The 17,047-nt window shown below is 71.3% G+C and carries 16 protein-coding genes; 4 read left to right on the top strand and 12 right to left on the bottom strand.

The window, feature by feature from the left end:
• Nucleotides 1–73: 73 nt before the first annotated feature.
• From BU52_RS19915 to BU52_RS19900, 4 genes are all read right to left on the bottom strand, one after another.
• A complete protein-coding gene (locus tag BU52_RS19915; protein WP_037936209.1) occupies nucleotides 74–976 on the bottom strand; it encodes an LLM class flavin-dependent oxidoreductase in 903 nt (300 codons plus the stop codon).
• Nucleotides 977–1,029: 53 nt separating this feature from the next.
• Nucleotides 1,030–1,488, bottom strand: a complete 459-nt coding sequence (locus BU52_RS19910; protein ID WP_078903341.1) for a hypothetical protein — start codon at nucleotides 1,486–1,488, stop codon at nucleotides 1,030–1,032.
• Entirely contained in the window at nucleotides 1,485–2,042 is a 558-nt protein-coding gene (locus BU52_RS19905) for an RNA 2'-phosphotransferase (protein WP_037936204.1), read from the bottom strand. The genes BU52_RS19910 and BU52_RS19905 overlap by 4 nt, the downstream gene beginning before the upstream one ends.
• 143 nt (nucleotides 2,043–2,185) lie before the next feature.
• The gene (locus BU52_RS19900) at nucleotides 2,186–3,943 is read right to left on the bottom strand and encodes an SDR family oxidoreductase (RefSeq protein ID WP_037936203.1); all 1,758 of its coding nucleotides are present in this window, start codon (nucleotides 3,941–3,943) and stop codon (nucleotides 2,186–2,188) included.
• 172 nt (nucleotides 3,944–4,115) lie between these two features.
• Between BU52_RS19900 and BU52_RS19895 the strand changes: the two genes are divergently transcribed.
• From BU52_RS19895 to BU52_RS19880, 4 genes are read left to right on the top strand one after another with little or no spacing between them, the layout of a single operon-like run.
• A complete protein-coding gene (locus tag BU52_RS19895) occupies nucleotides 4,116–5,078 on the top strand; it encodes an ABC transporter ATP-binding protein (protein ID WP_037936200.1) in 963 nt (320 codons plus the stop codon).
• Nucleotides 5,068–5,985: a membrane protein gene (locus BU52_RS19890; RefSeq protein WP_037936199.1), complete on the top strand. Its 918-nt coding sequence runs from the start codon at nucleotides 5,068–5,070 to the stop codon at nucleotides 5,983–5,985. The genes BU52_RS19895 and BU52_RS19890 overlap by 11 nt, the downstream gene beginning before the upstream one ends.
• Complete coding sequence (locus BU52_RS19885; RefSeq protein WP_037936196.1) at nucleotides 5,982–6,893, top strand: ABC transporter ATP-binding protein; 912 nt, start codon at nucleotides 5,982–5,984, stop codon at nucleotides 6,891–6,893. Before BU52_RS19890 ends, BU52_RS19885 begins: the two co-directional genes overlap by 4 nt.
• Before the next feature lie 9 nt (nucleotides 6,894–6,902).
• Nucleotides 6,903–7,622, top strand: a complete 720-nt coding sequence (locus BU52_RS19880; protein WP_037936194.1) for an ABC transporter permease subunit — start codon at nucleotides 6,903–6,905, stop codon at nucleotides 7,620–7,622.
• Nucleotides 7,623–7,953: 331 nt separating this feature from the next.
• Here BU52_RS19880 and BU52_RS19875 read toward each other — a convergent pair whose 3' ends face one another.
• The 8 genes from BU52_RS19875 to BU52_RS19840 all read right to left on the bottom strand — a co-directional run bounded on the left by BU52_RS19875 (nucleotide 7,954) and on the right by BU52_RS19840 (nucleotide 16,925).
• The gene (locus BU52_RS19875) at nucleotides 7,954–8,757 is read right to left on the bottom strand and encodes an HAD family hydrolase (RefSeq protein ID WP_037936193.1); all 804 of its coding nucleotides are present in this window, start codon (nucleotides 8,755–8,757) and stop codon (nucleotides 7,954–7,956) included.
• On the bottom strand, nucleotides 8,754–10,031 hold the full coding sequence (gene serS / locus BU52_RS19870) for a serine--tRNA ligase (protein ID WP_037936190.1): 1,278 nt from the start codon (nucleotides 10,029–10,031) through the stop codon (nucleotides 8,754–8,756). The genes BU52_RS19875 and serS overlap by 4 nt, the downstream gene beginning before the upstream one ends.
• Nucleotides 10,032–10,580: 549 nt before the next feature.
• Nucleotides 10,581–11,513: a prephenate dehydratase gene (pheA, locus tag BU52_RS19865; RefSeq protein ID WP_037936189.1), complete on the bottom strand. Its 933-nt coding sequence runs from the start codon at nucleotides 11,511–11,513 to the stop codon at nucleotides 10,581–10,583.
• A 70-nt stretch (nucleotides 11,514–11,583) separates the two neighbouring features.
• Entirely contained in the window at nucleotides 11,584–12,870 is a 1,287-nt protein-coding gene (gene efeB / locus BU52_RS19860; RefSeq protein ID WP_037936188.1) for an iron uptake transporter deferrochelatase/peroxidase subunit, read from the bottom strand.
• Between the two features lie 5 nt (nucleotides 12,871–12,875).
• The gene (locus tag BU52_RS19855; protein ID WP_037936186.1) at nucleotides 12,876–14,954 is read right to left on the bottom strand and encodes a copper resistance CopC/CopD family protein; all 2,079 of its coding nucleotides are present in this window, start codon (nucleotides 14,952–14,954) and stop codon (nucleotides 12,876–12,878) included.
• Nucleotides 14,955–14,967: 13 nt separating this feature from the next.
• Nucleotides 14,968–15,432, bottom strand: a complete 465-nt coding sequence (locus BU52_RS19850) for a copper chaperone PCu(A)C (RefSeq protein ID WP_037936184.1) — start codon at nucleotides 15,430–15,432, stop codon at nucleotides 14,968–14,970.
• Nucleotides 15,429–16,085 carry an SCO family protein gene (locus BU52_RS19845; protein ID WP_037936182.1) on the bottom strand — a complete coding sequence of 219 codons (657 nt, stop codon included), beginning with the start codon at nucleotides 16,083–16,085 and terminating at the stop codon, nucleotides 15,429–15,431. Before BU52_RS19845 ends, BU52_RS19850 begins: the two co-directional genes overlap by 4 nt.
• Before the next feature lie 90 nt (nucleotides 16,086–16,175).
• The gene (locus BU52_RS19840) at nucleotides 16,176–16,925 is read right to left on the bottom strand and encodes a YcnI family copper-binding membrane protein (RefSeq protein WP_037936179.1); all 750 of its coding nucleotides are present in this window, start codon (nucleotides 16,923–16,925) and stop codon (nucleotides 16,176–16,178) included.
• Nucleotides 16,926–17,047: the final 122 nt, after the last annotated feature.

The raw sequence follows: 17,047 nt of genomic DNA, 5'->3' as shown, positions 1-17,047 counted from the left end.
TGCGGGACTGCGCACATCTGAGTGGTTACCGCCGTCACCAGCGGTGTTTCTCCCACCGCGGAATGGACCGCGGTCACCGCAGCTGTGCCGGCGCCTCCATGGCGATCCGTTCGAAGACCTTCTGGTCCGCGGCGAAGTCCGAGTCCGGGATCGGCCAGTGGACCACGATCTCGGTGAAGCCCAGCTCGATGTGGCGGCCCGCGAAGTCCACGAAGGCGTCCAGGGACTCCAGCGGGCGGCCCCGGTCGGGGGTGAACCCGGTGAGAAGGATCTTGTCCAGTCCGGTCACGTCCCGGCCGAGTTCGGCGCAGGCGTCGGCCAGCTTCTCGGCCTGGCCGCGAATGGCCTGAACCGATTGTTCGGGCGTGCCGTTCTCGTACAGTGTGGGGTCACCCGTGGTCACCCACGCCTGCCCGTGGCGTGCCGCGAGCCGCAGTCCGCGCGGCCCGGTGGCCGCCACCGCGAAGGGCAGCCGGGGCCGCTGCACACAGCCCGGGATGTTGCGCGCCTCGTGCGCCGCGTAGAAGTCGCCCTCGTACGACACGCTGTCCTCGGTGAGCAGCCGGTCGAGCAGCGGCACGAACTCGGCGAAGCGGTCGGCGCGCTCGCGCGGGGTCCACGGCTCCTGGCCGAGCGCGGTGGCGTCGAAACCGGTGCCGCCCGCACCGATCCCGAGCGTCACACGGCCGCCGGAGATGTCGTCGAGGGAGATGAGTTCCTTCGCGAGGGTGACCGGGTGCCGGAAGTTCGGCGAGGTCACGAGCGTGCCCAGGCGCATCCGGTCGGTGACGGCCGCGGCGGCGGTCAGGGTCGGGACGGCGCCGAACCAGGGGCCGTCGCGGAAGCTGCGCCAGGAGAGGTGGTCGTAGGTGTACCCGGCGTGGAAGCCGAGTTCCTCGGCGCGCGTCCATGTCGAACGGCTGCCCTCGTGCCAGCGGCGATAGGGGAGGATCACGGTGCTCAGGCGCAGGCTCATGCCCCCGAGCCTATGCGGAGCGGTGGGTTTCACGTGAAACGTCCGCGCCCCTGTCACCGCACCCGCGCGCTCAGCCAGGGGGTGAGGACGATCATGGGGATGAACTCCTTGTACGTCCGGTCTCCCGGCAGCGGCACGATCAGGAAGTGACCGGGAGGAAAACGGCGAGCCCTGACGTGGGCCAGTCCGTCGAACAGGGAGCGCAGGAAGGCAGGCACGTCGTCGCGGGGGATGTCGTGGCACTCCACGCCCTCGACGTCGATCAGTGCGTCGTCCTCCGGGTGGAGCCGCACGCTCACCCGGGGCAGACCTCCGAACTCGACGTGGGCCTCGTGGGGGAGGGAGCCGTCGGGGTCGGTGGCGACGCCGACTCCCGCCGCGGTACGGCGGGAGGTCTGGTCCGCACCGATGTCATGGGTGACGTCGATCTCGCGCCCGTACGTGTGGGCGAGCGCCCGGAGGGCGGTGACGGCGGCCTCGGTGCTGGGCAGGTGGTCCATACCTTCGATCATGCTCCTCGGTGACCGCCGGGGAAACGCAGGTACCGGCTCGGTACGGCCTGCGTCAGCCACACGCCGTTCGCGCTGAGGTGGAAGACACAGCCGTCGCGGTGCATGGCACCCGCGTCCACGGACAGCACGACCGGGCGCCCCCGGCGGGCGCCGACACGGGTCGCCGTCCCGCGGTCGGCGGAGAGGTGCACGGCGTGCCGGTTCATGGGCCGCAGCCCTTCGGCGCGGATCGCGTCCAGGTTCCCGGCGACGGTGCCGTGGTACAGGTACGCCGGCGGAGCGGCCGCCTGCAGTCCGAGATCGACCTCGACGCTGTGCCCCTGGCTGGCGCGGATCCGGGTGCCCTCGACGGCGAACCGTCGCTTGTCGTTGGTGGCGACGACGTGGTCCAGTTCCTCCCGGGTGAACCGGAAACCGTGTGCGGACGCCGCGGCGATCAGCGCCTCGATCTCCACCCAGCCGCCCTCGTCGAGGGTGAGCCCGATCCGGCCGGGCTCATGGCGCAGGTGCCTCGCGAGGTACTTGGACACCTTGACGGTGCGTCTGTCGTCCATCTGTTCAGACTGCCGGGAGAGACGCGTATCACGCGATCGATTTTCCTCCGCAGGTTTGATCCACAGCCAAGTGCCTTTTTCCACAGGGGAATTGACGCCTCTGTGGACAACCGACCGGCTCGGCCGCTCGCACACCGGCGGGCTCAGACCGGCGGCTTCACCCGCGCGATCCTCCGCAGCGCCCCCGGCATCCACCGCGACAGGGCGTACGCCGTCCGCGCCTCCGGGGTGACCGGTACCACCGCCTCGTCGCGCACCACCGCCCGCAGGATCGCGGCGGCGACCTTCTCCGGCGGGTATCCGCGCAGTCCGTAGAGGCGCGCCGCGCGCTTCCGCAGGCGCCGCTCCTCCCCGGCGTCCACGCCCGCGAACCGCGCGGTGGAGGTGATGGCGGTGTCGACGAATCCGGGGCACACCGCCGAGACGCCGATCCCTCGCCCCGCCAGCTCCGCGCGCAGGCACTCGCTGAGCATCAGCACCGCCGCCTTCGACGTGCCGTAGGCGGGCAGCGCCCGTGACGGCTGGAACGCCGCCGCCGAGGCGACGTTCACGATGTGGCCGCCCTGACCGCGCTCGGCCATCCGCCCCCCGAAGAGCCGGCAGCCGTGGATCACACCCCACAGGTTGACGTCGAGGACCGTCCTCCAGTCGTCCGTGGTGGTGTCGAAGAAGGAGCCGCCCAGTCCGATGCCCGCGTTGTTCACCAGGACGTCCACCACGCCGTGCTCGGTGGTGACCCGCTCGGCCAGCTTCTCCATGGCTTGCTCGTCGGACACGTCCGCCGTCTCCGCCCAGGCCGCCGCCGCGCCGCGACGACGTGCCTCCGCCGCGGCGGAGGCCGCGGCCTCCGCGTTCCGGTCGACCGCCAGTACGCGCGCGCCCGCCTCCGCGAACGCGAGCGCCGTGGCCCGCCCGATGCCGCTGCCCGCTCCCGTCACCAGGACCAGCTGCCCACCGAACCGGTCGGCGTGCCGGCCCGCAGCCGGCACGTCCGCCCGGCCGCCCTCCACCGACGAGACGAAGTCGGAGATCCACGTGGCCAGCTGGTCGGGGCGGTTGCGCGGCACCCAGTGACCGGCCGGCAGCGTCCGCCGGGTCAGCCGCGGGGCCCACTGTTCCAGGTCCTCGGAGAGCCGCTGAGAGAGGAACCTGTCGTCCAGGGGCGTGATGAGCTGCACGGGCGCGTGCGCGTAGGCGTCCGTGCGCGGGCTGCGCAGCCGCCGCCGCACGTTGTCCCGGTAGAGCCAGGCGCCGTGTGCCGCGTCCGAGGGCAGGGACGAGGTCGGGTAACCGTCGGCGGGCGCCTTCTCCAGGCGCTCCAGGATCCGTGGCCAGGCCGTGCCGAGCGGGCCGCGCCAGGCAAGCTCCGGCAGCACGGGCGTGTGCAGCAGGTACACGTACCAGGACCTGGCGCCCTGGCCCAGCAGCTGGCCGACCCGGCGCGGGGTCGGCCGCTTCACCCGGCGGCCGATCCAGTGCCCGAAGTGGTCGAGCGAGGGGCCGGAGATCGAGGTGAAGGACGCGATCCGCCCCGCGGCGCGTTCGACCGTCACGAACTCCCAGGCCTGCACCGAGCCCCAGTCGTGCCCCACCAGGTGCACGGGCCGGTCCGGGCTCACCGCGTCGACGACGGCCAGGAAGTCGTCCGTCAGCTTCTCCAGGGTGAATCCCCCGCGCAACGGACGCGGTGCCGTGGACCGGCCGTGGCCCCGGACGTCGTACGCCACGACATGGAAACGGCCGGACAGCCGCCGCGCGACCTCGGACCACACCTCCTTGCTGTCCGGGTATCCGTGCACCAGGACGACCGTCGGCCGCCCGGGGTCGCCCAGCTCGGCCACGCACAGCTCGACCCCGCCCGTACGCACCCGGCGCTCCCGGGCCCCGCTCCATCCCGTCACACAGGCGAATCTGGCAGTCGTTAGAGAGTTCGTCAACAGGGCCCCCGGACCCTGTTCACCCCTCTCGGGCAGGGGTTCCCTTACGGGGCCGTACGACTCCAGGGGGACCCCAAGACGGCTCTCCGGGCTGACGACCCCAGTGGTGCGGGTCACTAGCGTCTGTGCCGTGACTGTGATCGCGACCGAAAGCCTGAGCAAGCGGTTCCCCAGGGTGACCGCGCTTGACCGGCTCTCCGTGGACGTCGGGCCCGGTGTGACCGGACTCGTCGGAGCCAATGGAGCCGGCAAGTCCACACTGATCAAGATCCTGCTGGGTCTGTCCCCCGCCACCGAGGGCCGCGCCGAAGTGCTCGGCCTCGACGTCGCCACCGAGGGCGCCGCCATCCGCGAGCGGGTCGGCTACATGCCGGAACACGACTGCCTGCCGCCGGACGTCTCGGCCACCGAGTTCGTCGTCCACATGGCGCGCATGTCCGGCCTGCCGCCCACCGCCGCCCGGGAGCGCACGGCCGACACCCTGCGCCACGTCGGCCTGTACGAGGAGCGCTACCGCCCCATCGGCGGCTACTCGACCGGCATGAAGCAGCGCGTGAAACTCGCGCAGGCCCTTGTGCACGACCCCCAGCTGGTCTTCCTCGACGAGCCGACCAACGGCCTGGACCCGGTCGGCCGCGACGAGATGCTCGGCCTGATCCGCCGGATCCACACCGACTTCGGCATCTCCGTCCTGGTCACCTCCCACCTGCTGGGCGAACTGGAACGGACCTGCGACCACGTCGTCGTCGTCGACGGCGGCACACTGCTCCGCTCCAGCTCCACCACGGACTTCACCCAGACCACCACGACCCTCGCCATCGAGGTCACCGACACCGACGAGCACCCGGACGGCACCCGCGCCGTGCGCGAGGCGCTTCACGCGCGCGGGGTGGGCGTCGAGGACGGCAGCGGACTGCCGGGCGCCGGACACGTCCTGCTGCTCACCGCGCAGGGCGAGGAGACGTACGACCTGGTCCGCGACGTCATCGCGGACCTCGGCCTCGGTCTGGTGCGCATGGAACAGCGCCGGCACCACATCTCCGAGGTCTTCAGGAACAGCGACGAGGAGCGGAAGGAGACGGCCGGCCATGACAGCTGAGCAGTCCCTGCGGACACCGGCCACCGCACCGGGTGACACCCGTATCCACAACATCGGCTACCGCTCCTACGACGGCCCCCGCCTGGGCCGCGGCTACGCGCGGCTGTCGCTCTACTCGCAGTCCCTGCGCGGCTCCTACGGCCTCGGCCGTTCGGTGAAGTCCAAGGTGCTGCCGATGCTGCTGTTCGTGGTGATGTGCGTCCCCGCCGCCATCATGGTGGCCGTCGCGGTCGCCACGAAGGCGAACGACCTGCCCCTCGACTACACGCGCTACGCGATCGTCATGCAGGCCGTCATCAGCCTGTACGTCGCCTCGCAGGCACCCCAGTCCGTCTCGCGCGACCTCCGCTTCAAGACCGTGCCGCTGTACTTCTCACGGCCCATCGAGACCACCGACTACGTGCGCGCCAAATTCGCCGCGCTGGCCTCGGCCCTGTTCATCCTCACCGCGGCCCCCCTGCTGGTCCTGTACATCGGCGCGCTGCTGGCCAAGCTCGACTTCTCCGACCAGACCAAGGGATTCGCACAGGGACTCGTCTCCGTGGCACTGCTCTCACTGCTCTTCGCCGGCATCGGCCTGGTCATCGCGTCGGTCACCCCGCGCCGCGGCTTCGGCATCGCCGCCGTGATCGCCGTGCTCACCATCTCCTACGGCGCCGTCTCCACGCTCCAGGCGATCGCCGACGCCCAGAACAGCGGTGGCGACGCCATCGCCTGGATCGGCCTGTTCTCCCCTATCACCCTCATCGACGGGGTGCAGTCCGCCTTCCTGGGAGCGAGCTCCGCCTTCCCCGGCGGGGTGGGCCCGAGCAACGCCGAGGGCGTCGTCTACGTCCTCGTCAGCCTCGGCCTGATCGTCGCCGGCTACGGCCTCCTGGTGCGCCGCTACAAGAAGGTGGGACTGTGACCACACTCACCATCGACCATGTGTCCCGCTGGTTCGGCAACGTGGTCGCCGTCAACGACATCACCATGACCATCGGCCCCGGCGTCACCGGCCTGCTCGGACCCAACGGCGCCGGGAAGTCCACCCTCATCAACATGATGGGCGGCTTCCTCGCCCCCTCCACCGGCACCGTCACCCTCGACGGGCAGCAGGTGTGGCGCAACGAGGCCATCTACCGGCACATCGGCATCGTCCCCGAGCGGGAGGCGATGTACGACTTCCTCACCGGCCGTGAATTCGTCCTGGCCAACGCCGAACTCCACGGACTGGGCGCAAAGGCCGCCCAGAAGGCGCTGGCCACGGTCGAGATGGAGTACGCGCAGGACCGCAAGATCGCCACGTACTCCAAGGGCATGCGGCAGCGCGTGAAGATGGCCTCGGCCCTGGTGCACGAGCCGTCGCTGCTGCTGCTGGACGAACCGTTCAACGGCATGGACCCGCGGCAGCGCATGCAGCTGATGGACCTGCTGCGGCGCATGGGCGACGAGGGCCGCACCGTGCTCTTCTCGTCCCACATCCTCGAAGAGGTCGAGCAACTCGCCTGGCACATCGAGGTCGTCGTCGCCGGCCGGCACGCGGCCGGCGGTGACTTCCGCAGGATCCGCCGCCTGATGACCGACCGCCCGCACCGCTACCTGGTGCGCTCCAGTGACGACCGCGCGCTCGCGGCCGCGCTGATCGCCGACCCGTCGACGTCCGGCATCGAGGTGGACGTGGCGGAAGGCGCCCTGCGCATCCAGGCCGTCGACTTCGGCCGCTTCACGTCCCTGCTGCCGCAGGTCGCGCGCGACCACGGCATCCGGCTGCTCACGGTCTCGCCGTCCGACGAGTCCCTCGAGTCCGTGTTCTCGTACCTGGTCGCGGCGTAGGAGGCCCTGATGTACGACCCCACAGTCGCCCGGCTCACCTACCGGGCCCTGCTCGGCCGCCGCCGGGCCCTGATCCTGGGCGCGCTGCCCCTGCTGCTGATCGCGATCTCCCTGGCGGTGCGCGCCCTGAGCGGCGCCGACGACCAGACCGCGGCCGACGTCCTCGGCGGATTCGCGCTCGCCACCATGGTGCCGATCATCGGTGTCATCGCGGGCACCGGCGCGATCGGCCCCGAGATCGACGACGGCTCGGTGGTGTACCTGCTGTCCAAGCCGATCAAGCGGCCCACGATCATCTACACCAAGCTGATCGTCGCCGTCGCCGTCACCATGGCGTTCTCGGCGGTGCCCACGCTGATCGCGGGATTCGTCCTGAACGGCAACGGCCAGCAGGTCGCCGTCGCCTACACGGTGGCCGCACTGGTCGCCTCCATCGCGTACGCGGCGCTCTTCCTGCTGCTCGGCACGGTCTCACGGCACGCGGTGGTGTTCGGGCTGGTCTACGCGCTGGTCTGGGAGGCGCTGTTCGGATCCCTGGTGCCCGGCGCCCGCACGCTGAGCGTCCAGCAGTGGGCGCTGGCCGTGGCGCAGAAGGTCTCCGGCGGGGACCTGGTCACCTCCGACGTGGGCCTGACGACCGCGACGGTCCTGCTCGCCACCGTCACCGTGCTGGCCACCTGGTACGCCGGCCAGAAGCTGCGCTCGCTGACGCTCGCAGGCGAGGAGTGACCCGTAGGGGCCGGTGACGGCCCGTTTTATTCGGTGGCGCCGGACTCGCCCGGCGGGCAGAGTGGTGATGTCCGCATCGCCGGGAAAGTCCGGCGTCATCTGCCGGGAGAGGAGCGGGACGACGCCCATGCACGGCAGTACGTCCCACTCCCGTCGGGGCAGCCCGCGGCGGACTCCGGAGTCATCCCTACTGCTCCGTCGAGTCCGCCCGCACGGGGAGCTGCCCGGGGGCGGCCGCTTCGAGCACGCGCACGTGTGTCGCGTGGGCCGCCCCTCCCGACTTCCGCCCCTGTGAGGGGCACGCCTGTCGTGGTGGGGCGGGTGCGCGCGGTTACGCGAGCAGTCGCTCCACCACCACCGCGATGCCGTCCTCCTCGTTGGAGGCGGTCACCTCGTCGGCCACCGCGCGCAGTTCCTGGTGGGCGTTGGCCATGGCCACGCCGTGCGCGGACCAGGCGAACATCGGCAGGTCGTTGGGCATGTCGCCGAAGGCGATCGTCTCCGCGGCCTTCACGCCCAGCCGACGTGCCGCCAGCGACAGCCCCGTCGCCTTCGACAGGCCGAGCGGGAGCAGCTCGACGATGCCCTCGCCCGCCATGGTGACGGTGACGAATCCGCCCGCGGTGCGGGTGGCGGCCTCGGCGAGCTCGTCGGAGGTCAGGGCCGGGTGCTGGATGTACAGCTTGTTCAGGGGCGCCGTCCACAGGTCCGACGCGTCCGCGAACGGGGTCGCGGGCAGTCCGCCCACGACCTCGTAACCGGGGCCGACCAGCACCTCGCCGTCCAGCCCGTCGCGGCTGGCCGCCAGGTGCAGCGGGCCGACCTCCGCCTCGATCTTGGCCAGTGCCACTCCGGCCAGCTGCCGGTCCAGCGTCACGGACGTCAGCAGGCGATGTGCGCCGGCGTCGTACACCTGGGCGCCCTGACCGCACACGGCGAGACCGGTGTAGCCGAGTGCGTCGAGTATGGGGCGCGTCCAGGGCACCGCGCGGCCGGTGACGACGATGTGCGCGGCGCCCGCCGCGGTGGCCGCGGCGAGCGCGTCACGGGTGCGGCGGGAGACGGTGTGGTCGTCCCGCAGCAGCGTGCCGTCGAGGTCGGTGGCGACGAGACGGTAGGGGAAGGCGGCGCTCACCTGGAGACCGGTTCCAGCAGCTCCCGGCCGCCCAGGTACGGACGCAGCACCTCCGGCACGCGCACGGAGCCGTCGGCCTGCTGGTGGTTCTCCAGGATCGCCACGATGGTGCGCGGTACGGCGCAGAGTGTGCCGTTGAGCGTGGCCAGCGGCCGGACCTTCTTGTCCTCGCGGACCCGGATCGACAGCCGGCGCGACTGGAACTCGGTGCAGTCCGAGGTCGAGGTCAGCTCGCGGTACTTGCCCTGGGTGGGGATCCACGCCTCGCAGTCGTACTTACGCGCGGCCGAGGAGCCCAGGTCGCCCGAGGCGACGTCGATCACGCGGAAGGGCAGCTCCAGCGACGTCAGCCACTGCTTCTCCCACTCCAGCAGCCGCTGGTGCTCCGCCTGCGAGTCCTCCGGGGCGACGTACGAGAACATCTCGACCTTGTCGAACTGGTGGACGCGGAAGATGCCCCGGGTGTCCTTGCCGTGCGAGCCGGCCTCGCGGCGGAAGCAGGGCGAGAAGCCCGCGTACCGCAGCGGCAGCCGGTCGGCGTCGATGATCTCGTCCATGTGGTAGGCGGCCAGCGCCACCTCGGACGTGCCGACCAGGTACAGGTCGTCCTTCTCGAGGTGGTAGACGTCCTGGGCGGCCTGGCCGAGGAAGCCGGTGCCCGCCATCGACTGGGGGCGCACCAGCGCCGGCGTCAGCATCGGCGTGAAGCCGGCGGCCGTGGCCTGGGCCATCGCGGCGTTCACCAGCGCGAGCTCGAGCAGCGCGCCGACGCCGGTCAGGAAGTAGAAGCGCGAGCCGGAGACCTTGGCTCCGCGTTCGACGTCGACGGCGCCGAGGAGCTGGCCCAGCTCCAGGTGGTCCTTGGGCGTGAAGCCCTCGGCCTCGAAGTCACGGATGTCGCCGTGCGTCTCCAGCGTGACGAAGTCCTCCTCGCCGCCGACGGGGACGTCGGGGTGGACGAGGTTGCTCAGCTTGACCAGGAGGTCCTGGGTCTCGGTGGCGGCGGCGTCGCGGTCGGCGTCGGCCGCCTTCACGTCGGCGGCGAGTTGGCCGGCCCGCTTCAGCAGCTCGGCCTTCTCGTCGCCGGCCGCCTTGGGGATGAGCTTGCCGAGCGACTTCTGCTCGGCGCGCAGCTCGTCGAAGCGCACGCCGGACGACCTGCGCCGTTCGTCGGCAGACAGGAGGGCGTCGACGAGCGCGACGTCCTCTCCACGGGCGCGCTGCGAAGCGCGCACACGGTCGGGGTCCTCACGAAGCAGGCGAAGGTCAATCACGCGGTCAAGGCTACCGGTGCGGGACGACGGCCCACGACTGACTATTGCGAAGGGACGGCTCGCGCTCCGTTCTGGGGTGATTGCACGTGGTGTCCCGCGAGGTCAATCAAGGAGGCGCAGCCCCTGGAAAGGGTCACTTCACCGGGTGCCGATTGACTGGAGTCCCTTGTGTGCGGCGGAACTTGGAGCCTGGTTGTCCACAGGCAGCCCGCCTTCGCGAAAGTTATCCACAGGGTGTGGGGAAGATCTGTGGACTTCGGAATTGATCACTCCGAAAGGCGTCGGCCTTCTCGGGGATTCCCTGGACAAACCCACCCCACCCCCGCCTTTCAGTGGAAAGAGTTCGCTCCAAAGGGTTGACCAAAGGAAAAGAATGGACGAAGGGGGGTGTGGGGCGATGAACGCGATCATGACCCCAAGGGCGATATGTCGACCGAATCGGGCTTCGGTGTCGACTTGTCCCCAGGTCGAGAAGCGGACCTGTGGATAACTCCTGTGGACAACGACAATCGGCAGGTAGGACCGGGCACCCCGGTGCTTCCGCCGTCCTCAGAACCGGCCGTCCTGGCATCGTGCCACCCAGTCCGCCGCCCCCACGAATTCCTCGTCCGAGGTTCCGGGGAACGGAGGCCGCACCTCACCCGGCCGCACATCGGCACGCGGATAGGAACCGAGGTAGCGCACCTGCAGACAGATGCGCTTGAGACCCGTCAGCGCCTCGGCCATCCGACGGTCGGAGATGTGCCCCTCGGCATCGACGCAGAAGCAGTAGTTGCCGATACCGGCCCCGGTGGGCCGGGACTGGAGCAACATCAGGTTGATGCCCCGTGTGGCGAACTCGCCCAGCAGGTCCCGCAGGCCACCGGGGTGGTCGTCGCGCTGCCACAGCACGACCGAAGTCTTGTCCGCGCCGGTCGGTGCCGCCGGCCTGGCGGGGCGGCCCACGAGGACGAACCGGGTCTGGGCGTTCTCCGCGTCGTGGATCTCCGTCTCCAGTGCCTCCAGGCCGTACCGGGCCGCCGCGAACTCACCCGCGAACGCGGCGTCGTACCGGCCCTCCTGGACCAGGCGCGCGCCGTCCGCGTTGGAGGCGGCCGACTCCCAGACGGCGTCGGGCAGATGGGTCTTCAGCCAGTTGCGCACCTGCGGCTGGGCGGCCGGGTGGGCCGTGACCGTCTTGATGTCCGACAGCTTGGTGCCCGGACGGACGAGCAGCGCGAAGGTGATCGACAGCAGCACCTCGCGGTAGATCATCAGCGGGGTGCCCGCGACCAGTTCGTCGAGGGTCGTGGTGATCCCGCCCTCGACCGAGTTCTCGATGGGGACGAAAGCGGCCTCGGCCTCGCCCACCCGCACCGCGTCGAGCGCGGACTGCACGGACACGTAAGGGATCAGCTCACGGGTCGCCGCCTCGGGAAGCGTGCGCAGGGCGACTTCGGTGAAGGTGCCCTCTGGACCGAGATACGCATAGCTCGCTGGCATGACCTCACCCTAATGGGCCCACGCCGGGGGCAGCCCCCGGAAAGCTCTCAGGGGTGACTCCGGGCCGTTCTCACCCCTCCAGCAGAGCCTGCCCCACATACTCGCCCTCCGCCGCGCCGCCCGGCACCGCGAACAGCCCGCTCGTCTCGTGACGGACGAACGGCGTCAGGGCGTCGCCCCGGTCCAGCTTCCGCTGCACCGGCACGAAGCCGCGCAAAGGATCGGCCTGCCAGCAGATGAACAGCAGACCGGCGTCCGGCGCCCCGTCCGCGTCGATGCCGTCGTGGTACGAGAACGGGCGGCGCAGCATCTCGGCGCCGCCGTTCTGGTCGGGCCGGGTGATGCGCGCGTGCGCGTTGATCGGGACGACCAGGTTGCCCCGGGCATCCGTTTTCTCCAGGTCCATCTCGGACGTCTCGCCGCCCCCGGACAGCGGGGCCCCGTCGGACTTGCGGCGCCCGATGACGCTCTCCTGCTCCGTGACCGACAGCTTCTCCCAGTCGTCCAGCAGCATGCGGATGCGGCGAACGACGGCGTAGGAGCCATGCGCCATCCAGCCGGGCTCGCCCTTCTCCGGAACGAAGATCCGCCGGTCGAAGTCGGAGTCGGCGGGCTTGGGGTTGCGGGTGCCGTCGACCTGGCCCATCAGGTTGCGGGCGGTCATGGGGTGGGCGGTGGCACCCGGTGAGCGGTTGAAGCCGTTCATCTGCCAGCGCACCCTCGCCGCCGAGCCGGCGTCCTTCTGCACCGCACGCAGGGCGTGGAAGGCCACCAGGGCGTCGTCGGCGCCGATCTGCACCCACAGGTCGCCGTTGCTGCGGGCCCTGTCGAGCCGGTCGGAGGAGAAGTCGGGCAGTGGGTCCAGGGCGACCGGGCGCTGCTTCTCCAGCCCGGTGCGCCCGAAGAAGCTGTGGCCGAACCCGAAGGTGAGGGTCAGCGAGGAGGGGCCGGAGTCGCGGGCCACGTCGGTGTCGCCCTGTGCGGCCGGCTCACCCGCCATCAGCCGGCGGGCCGTGTCCGACCAGCGGCGCAGCAGTGCGGCCGCCTCCTTGCGGCCGGCCCCGGGTGAGAGGTCGAAGGCGATGAGGTGGCCCCGGGCCTGGAGCGGCTGTGTGATGCCGGGCTGATGTTTCACGTGAAACGGCACCCGGCCGTCGCCCACCGATGTCAGCGGAATGGCTCCGGCGGGCGCCGAGGCGTATCCCACGGCCCCGCCCGTCGCCCCGAGGACGAGCCCGGTGGCCCCTGCCGTGCCGAGCAGCCGGCGCCGGGTGATGCCGTCCCCGGCCGTCCGGCCGACGGGTTCGGCCGGGGGAGCCGTGAGGGCCCGGGTCTGCGGAATGGACTGGTCAGCCATGTGTCTCAGCCGATCTGCGCGTTCTTCGAGACGGTCACCTGGTCGACGTCGGAGGTGCGCACGGTCACCTCGACCTTCCAGTCGCCCGTCATGGGGAGCTGTACACCGCTCGCCGACCAGTGTCCGGTGGTGATGCGGTCGGGGACGACGGGCAGCGGCCCGATGTCCTTCACGGAGAGGGTGAAGGCGACCTTCACCTCGGGAATGTCGACGGGCAGGCCGTCCGGTCCCTCCACATAGACGTGCATGTCGTTGTCGCCGACCCGGGCGGGCTCGAGGTCGACCGTGACGACACCCTCGCCGTTCGTGCCGCCCGTGTCGAAGGGCATGTTCAGGGTCACCGCACCGGTGCCCTGACCGGTGGCGGCGGATGCCGAGGACGAGGAGGACCCGGCCGCCCTGGCCTCCTGTTCCGTGCGCCCCGGCTCGGTCTGCGTCAGGACGGTGGTGACGGCCAGCAGGACGACGGCGATGCCGGCCTCGGCGAGTACGGAGCGTCGCAGACCCGAACGGTGGGGGTCGGCGTCCCGCAACCGCCTCTGCCGGGCGGCCTCCATGGCGACCCGCTGCCGGGCGAGCTGAGCGGCCCGGGCGGATCCCGCTCCGCAAGCCCTCTCGTCGCCGGCCTTCCCTTCCGCCGCCCTCGCATCGCCGGCCTTCGCGTCCCCGCTCCTCGCGTCCTCCGCTGTCCCCGCCTGTCCGGCCGTGGCCACGCCCGCGCGTGCCTCGGTCTCCCCCGCACTGGTCTCCGTCGCGGGCACGGTGTCCGCGGGCGCCTCCGCCAGCCGTGCGGTCCACCGCCGTGAGACGGACGCGATCCCGACCAGCACCACCACGAGGCCGATCTTGACGAGGAGCAGCTGCCCGTACCGGGTGTCGGTGAACGCCGACCAGGAGCCGAGCTGCCGCCAGCTCTGGTAGATCCCGGTGACGACCAGGGTGACCACGCAGCCGAAGGCGAGCCGCGAGAACCGCCGCACGGCGTCCCGGCCGACCGGCGTCTCGGCGGGCGCGCGCAGGAGCGCGACGAGGAGCGCGGTGAGCCCGCCGAGCCAGGCGGCGACGGCCAGCAGATGGAGCACGTCGACGGGCATGGCGACACCCGGCTGGAGCCCTTGGGAGGCGTGCTCGGACATGGCCCAGCTCGCGGCGAGCCCCGCCGCCACCACCGTGCCCCCGATCGCGAGCCCGAAGGTCAGGTCCCGCTTCTCGTCGGTCTCCCCGGCGTGGGTCTCCCCGGCGTCGTTCTGCCCGGCGTCGTTGTGCCGGGACGCGGTGTCGTCCTGCGCGGTGACGGCCGACGGGCCGGCGTGAGCCCCGAACAGCACCGCGATGAACAGCGCCGCCGCGGCGAGCAGCAGCAGCCGGGACACCAGCGCCGCGCCGGTCTTGGTCTGGAGCACGTCCCCGAGCAGCTCCAGGTCGAAGACGTCGCCGGCCGTGCCGGAGGTGGTGTAGGAGCCGCGCAGGAGCAGCAGCCCGAGCGTGGAGGCGGTGAGCGCCAGCCACCCGGACACCACCAGCCGCTGCACCGCCCGCACCCCGGAGCCCGGCCCCCAGCAGGCGAGCACGAAGGCGGCCCCGCCCGCCATGACGGTGAACCCGGCGTAGGACACGTACCGGCCGAGGCCGTAGAGCCAGCCGACCACGCCGTCGTCGGAACCCTGCGCCGAGACCGAGACGGACGTCTCCGAGGGGGCGCCGATGGAGAAGGTGAAGGCACCGGCGACGGGATGGCTGTCCGCCGACACCACCTGGTAGGCCACGGTGTACGTGCCGTCGGGCAGCCCGCTGAGCAGCCCCACGGTGTACGTCGTACCGCTCGGGTTGGCCGGGTCGCCCTTGTCCACCCGCTTGCCCTTGGGGTCGAGCACCCGCACGGCGTCCTCGCCGACCGCGACCTGCTCGGAGAAGGTGAGCGAGACCCGGGTGGGCGCCGTGTCGACCACCGCCCCCCGCCCGGGGTCGCTGCCGGTCAGCGCGGCGTGCGCGGACGCGGGGGCCGCCCCGGCGAGGAGCGCGCCGGTGACCGCCAGGAACAGCAGCACCAGGGTCCGCACGCGGGGGACGATGGTCTGGGTCACAGGGGTGTCTCCCTCAGTGTCCGGTCTTCGGGCTGTACGTGGCCGGCTTCACCGGAATCTCGATCGTGACGGGGTCGGACCGGTCGAAGCGCAGCTCGACCGGGACCTTCTGCCCCTGTTTCGGCCTCCGCTTCAACTGCTCGAACATCAGGTGGTTGCCGCCGCTCTCCAGCACCAGGCTGCCGTGCGCCGGGATGTCGAGGGCCTCGACCTGCCGCATGGCCCCGTCGACCGTCTCGTGGACGGTGACCTGGCCGGCGGCGTCGCTGCTGACCGAGGTCAGGCGGTCCGCGGCGGCACCGTCGTTGGTGATCGTGAGGAAGCCGGCGGCCATGTCCGACACCGGCTGGGGCATGTACGCGGAGCCGACGGACAGTTCCGCGTCACCACCGCCGGATCCCGAGCCGTCCGAGCCACCGCATCCACCGAGGACCAGCGCCCCCGCGACGGCCACGGCGGCGAGCGCGGGGCGCCTCACGGCTTGTCGCCCTTGATGATCTTGGGGAGGTCCTGGGTGTAGTCGTCGACGGTGGCGTCCTCGCCGTAGAGGACGTACCCGCCGTCGGTCTTCGGGGAGAAGGCGATGACCTGGGTGCCGTGGTCGGAGACCGTCTTGCCGTTCTCGTCCTTGCGCGGCGGGTCGATCGAGATGCCGAGCGTGCGGGCACCGGCCTGGATGGTGTCGAAGTCGCCGGTCAAACCGACGACCTGGGAGTCGATGCCCTTGAGCCACGTGCCGAGCGCGGCGGAGGTGTCGCGCTCCGGGTCGGTGGTGACGAACACGATCCGCAGCTCGTCCTGCTGGTCCTGGGGAAGCTGCTTCTTGGCCACGGCGATGTTGTTCATCGTCAGCGGGCAGACGTCGGGGCAGTGCGTGTAGCCGAAGTAGACCAGCGTGGGCCGGCCCGCGGTCTCCGCCCGGAAGTCGTACTTCTTGCCGTTGGTGTCGGTGAGGACGAGATCCGGCTTCTCGAACGGTTTGTCGAGGACGGTGGCCGCCTTCTGCGAGCCGGCCTCCTCGGAGACCACGGAGACGGGCTTGCCGCTGTCGCCGTCGCCGCTGCCGCAGGCGGAGAGGGTGAGGGAGGCGACGGCGAGCAGAGCCGCCGCCGCGAAGGTCTTCTTGCGCATGGATGTTCCTGGTGGTGAGTGCTCCGGTGCGCACCGGGAGGCCACGGAGCCGTGGGCGGTCCCGGTGCGCACCGTCGAGCGGAGGGAGGGTCAGGCCGTGGTGCGCCGACGCCCGGCGAGCACGCCGTAGGCGACGCCCGCGGCGCCGACCACGATGCCGACGACGCCGAGGACGCGCGCGGTGGTGTCGGTACCGCCGGAGTCGCCCTCGCCTGAGGCGGCGGAGGTCTCGGCGGAGGCCTTCCCGGCCGACGCGGAGTCGCCGGAGGCCTTGTCGTCGGCCGGGGCGCCGTGGTGGTCCCCGGATGCCTCGGAGAGGGCGAGCACGGGAGCCGGGTGCTCGGGCTCCTCCTGGCCCTTCCGGGGCACCTCGATCCAGCGGACGATCTCCTTGTTGGAGTATGTCTGCAGGGCCTTGAAGACGAGCTCGTCGGTGTCCTCGGGCAGCGTGCCCACGGACACCGGGAACTTCTGGAAGAAACCCGGCTCGATGCCGTCGTCCTTGGCGGTCCAGGTGACCTTGGAGACGGCCTCGTTGATCTTCTTGCCGTGCATCTCGAGCGGCTTGTCCAGCGTGGACCTGGTGACCTTGACGTCCCAGCCCTCGACCGGCTGCGGCATCACGGACGCCAGCGGATGGTCCGTGGGGAACGTGATCTCGATCCTGGTGGTCGAGGCGTCGTCCCGCTCGTTGGGGACCTTGAAGTCGACGACCGCGTAGCCGCCCTTGGCGGCCTCACCCTCCGGCTGCACGCTGACGTGCGCGAAGCAGGGGGTGGACACGGCGAGGACGGCGACACCGGCGACGGCACCGGCGGCGGCGATACGGGAAGCCTTCATGGCAGAAGCACTCCGCTTCGATTGAGGTTTCACTGACGGTGAGGGGTTTGCGCCCCGCGGGCGGCCGGAGGGGTCACGGCGGACGAACCGGACACACGCGGGCGGCGGAACGCACACGCGTG

Origin of the sequence: Streptomyces toyocaensis, from assembly GCF_000725125.1 — a bacterium.
In the GTDB taxonomy this organism is placed as follows: Bacteria; Actinomycetota; Actinomycetes; order Streptomycetales; family Streptomycetaceae; genus Streptomyces; species Streptomyces toyocaensis.
Note: the sequence above shows the minus strand (reverse complement) of the source record. Positions and strands in the feature narration are given on the sequence as shown.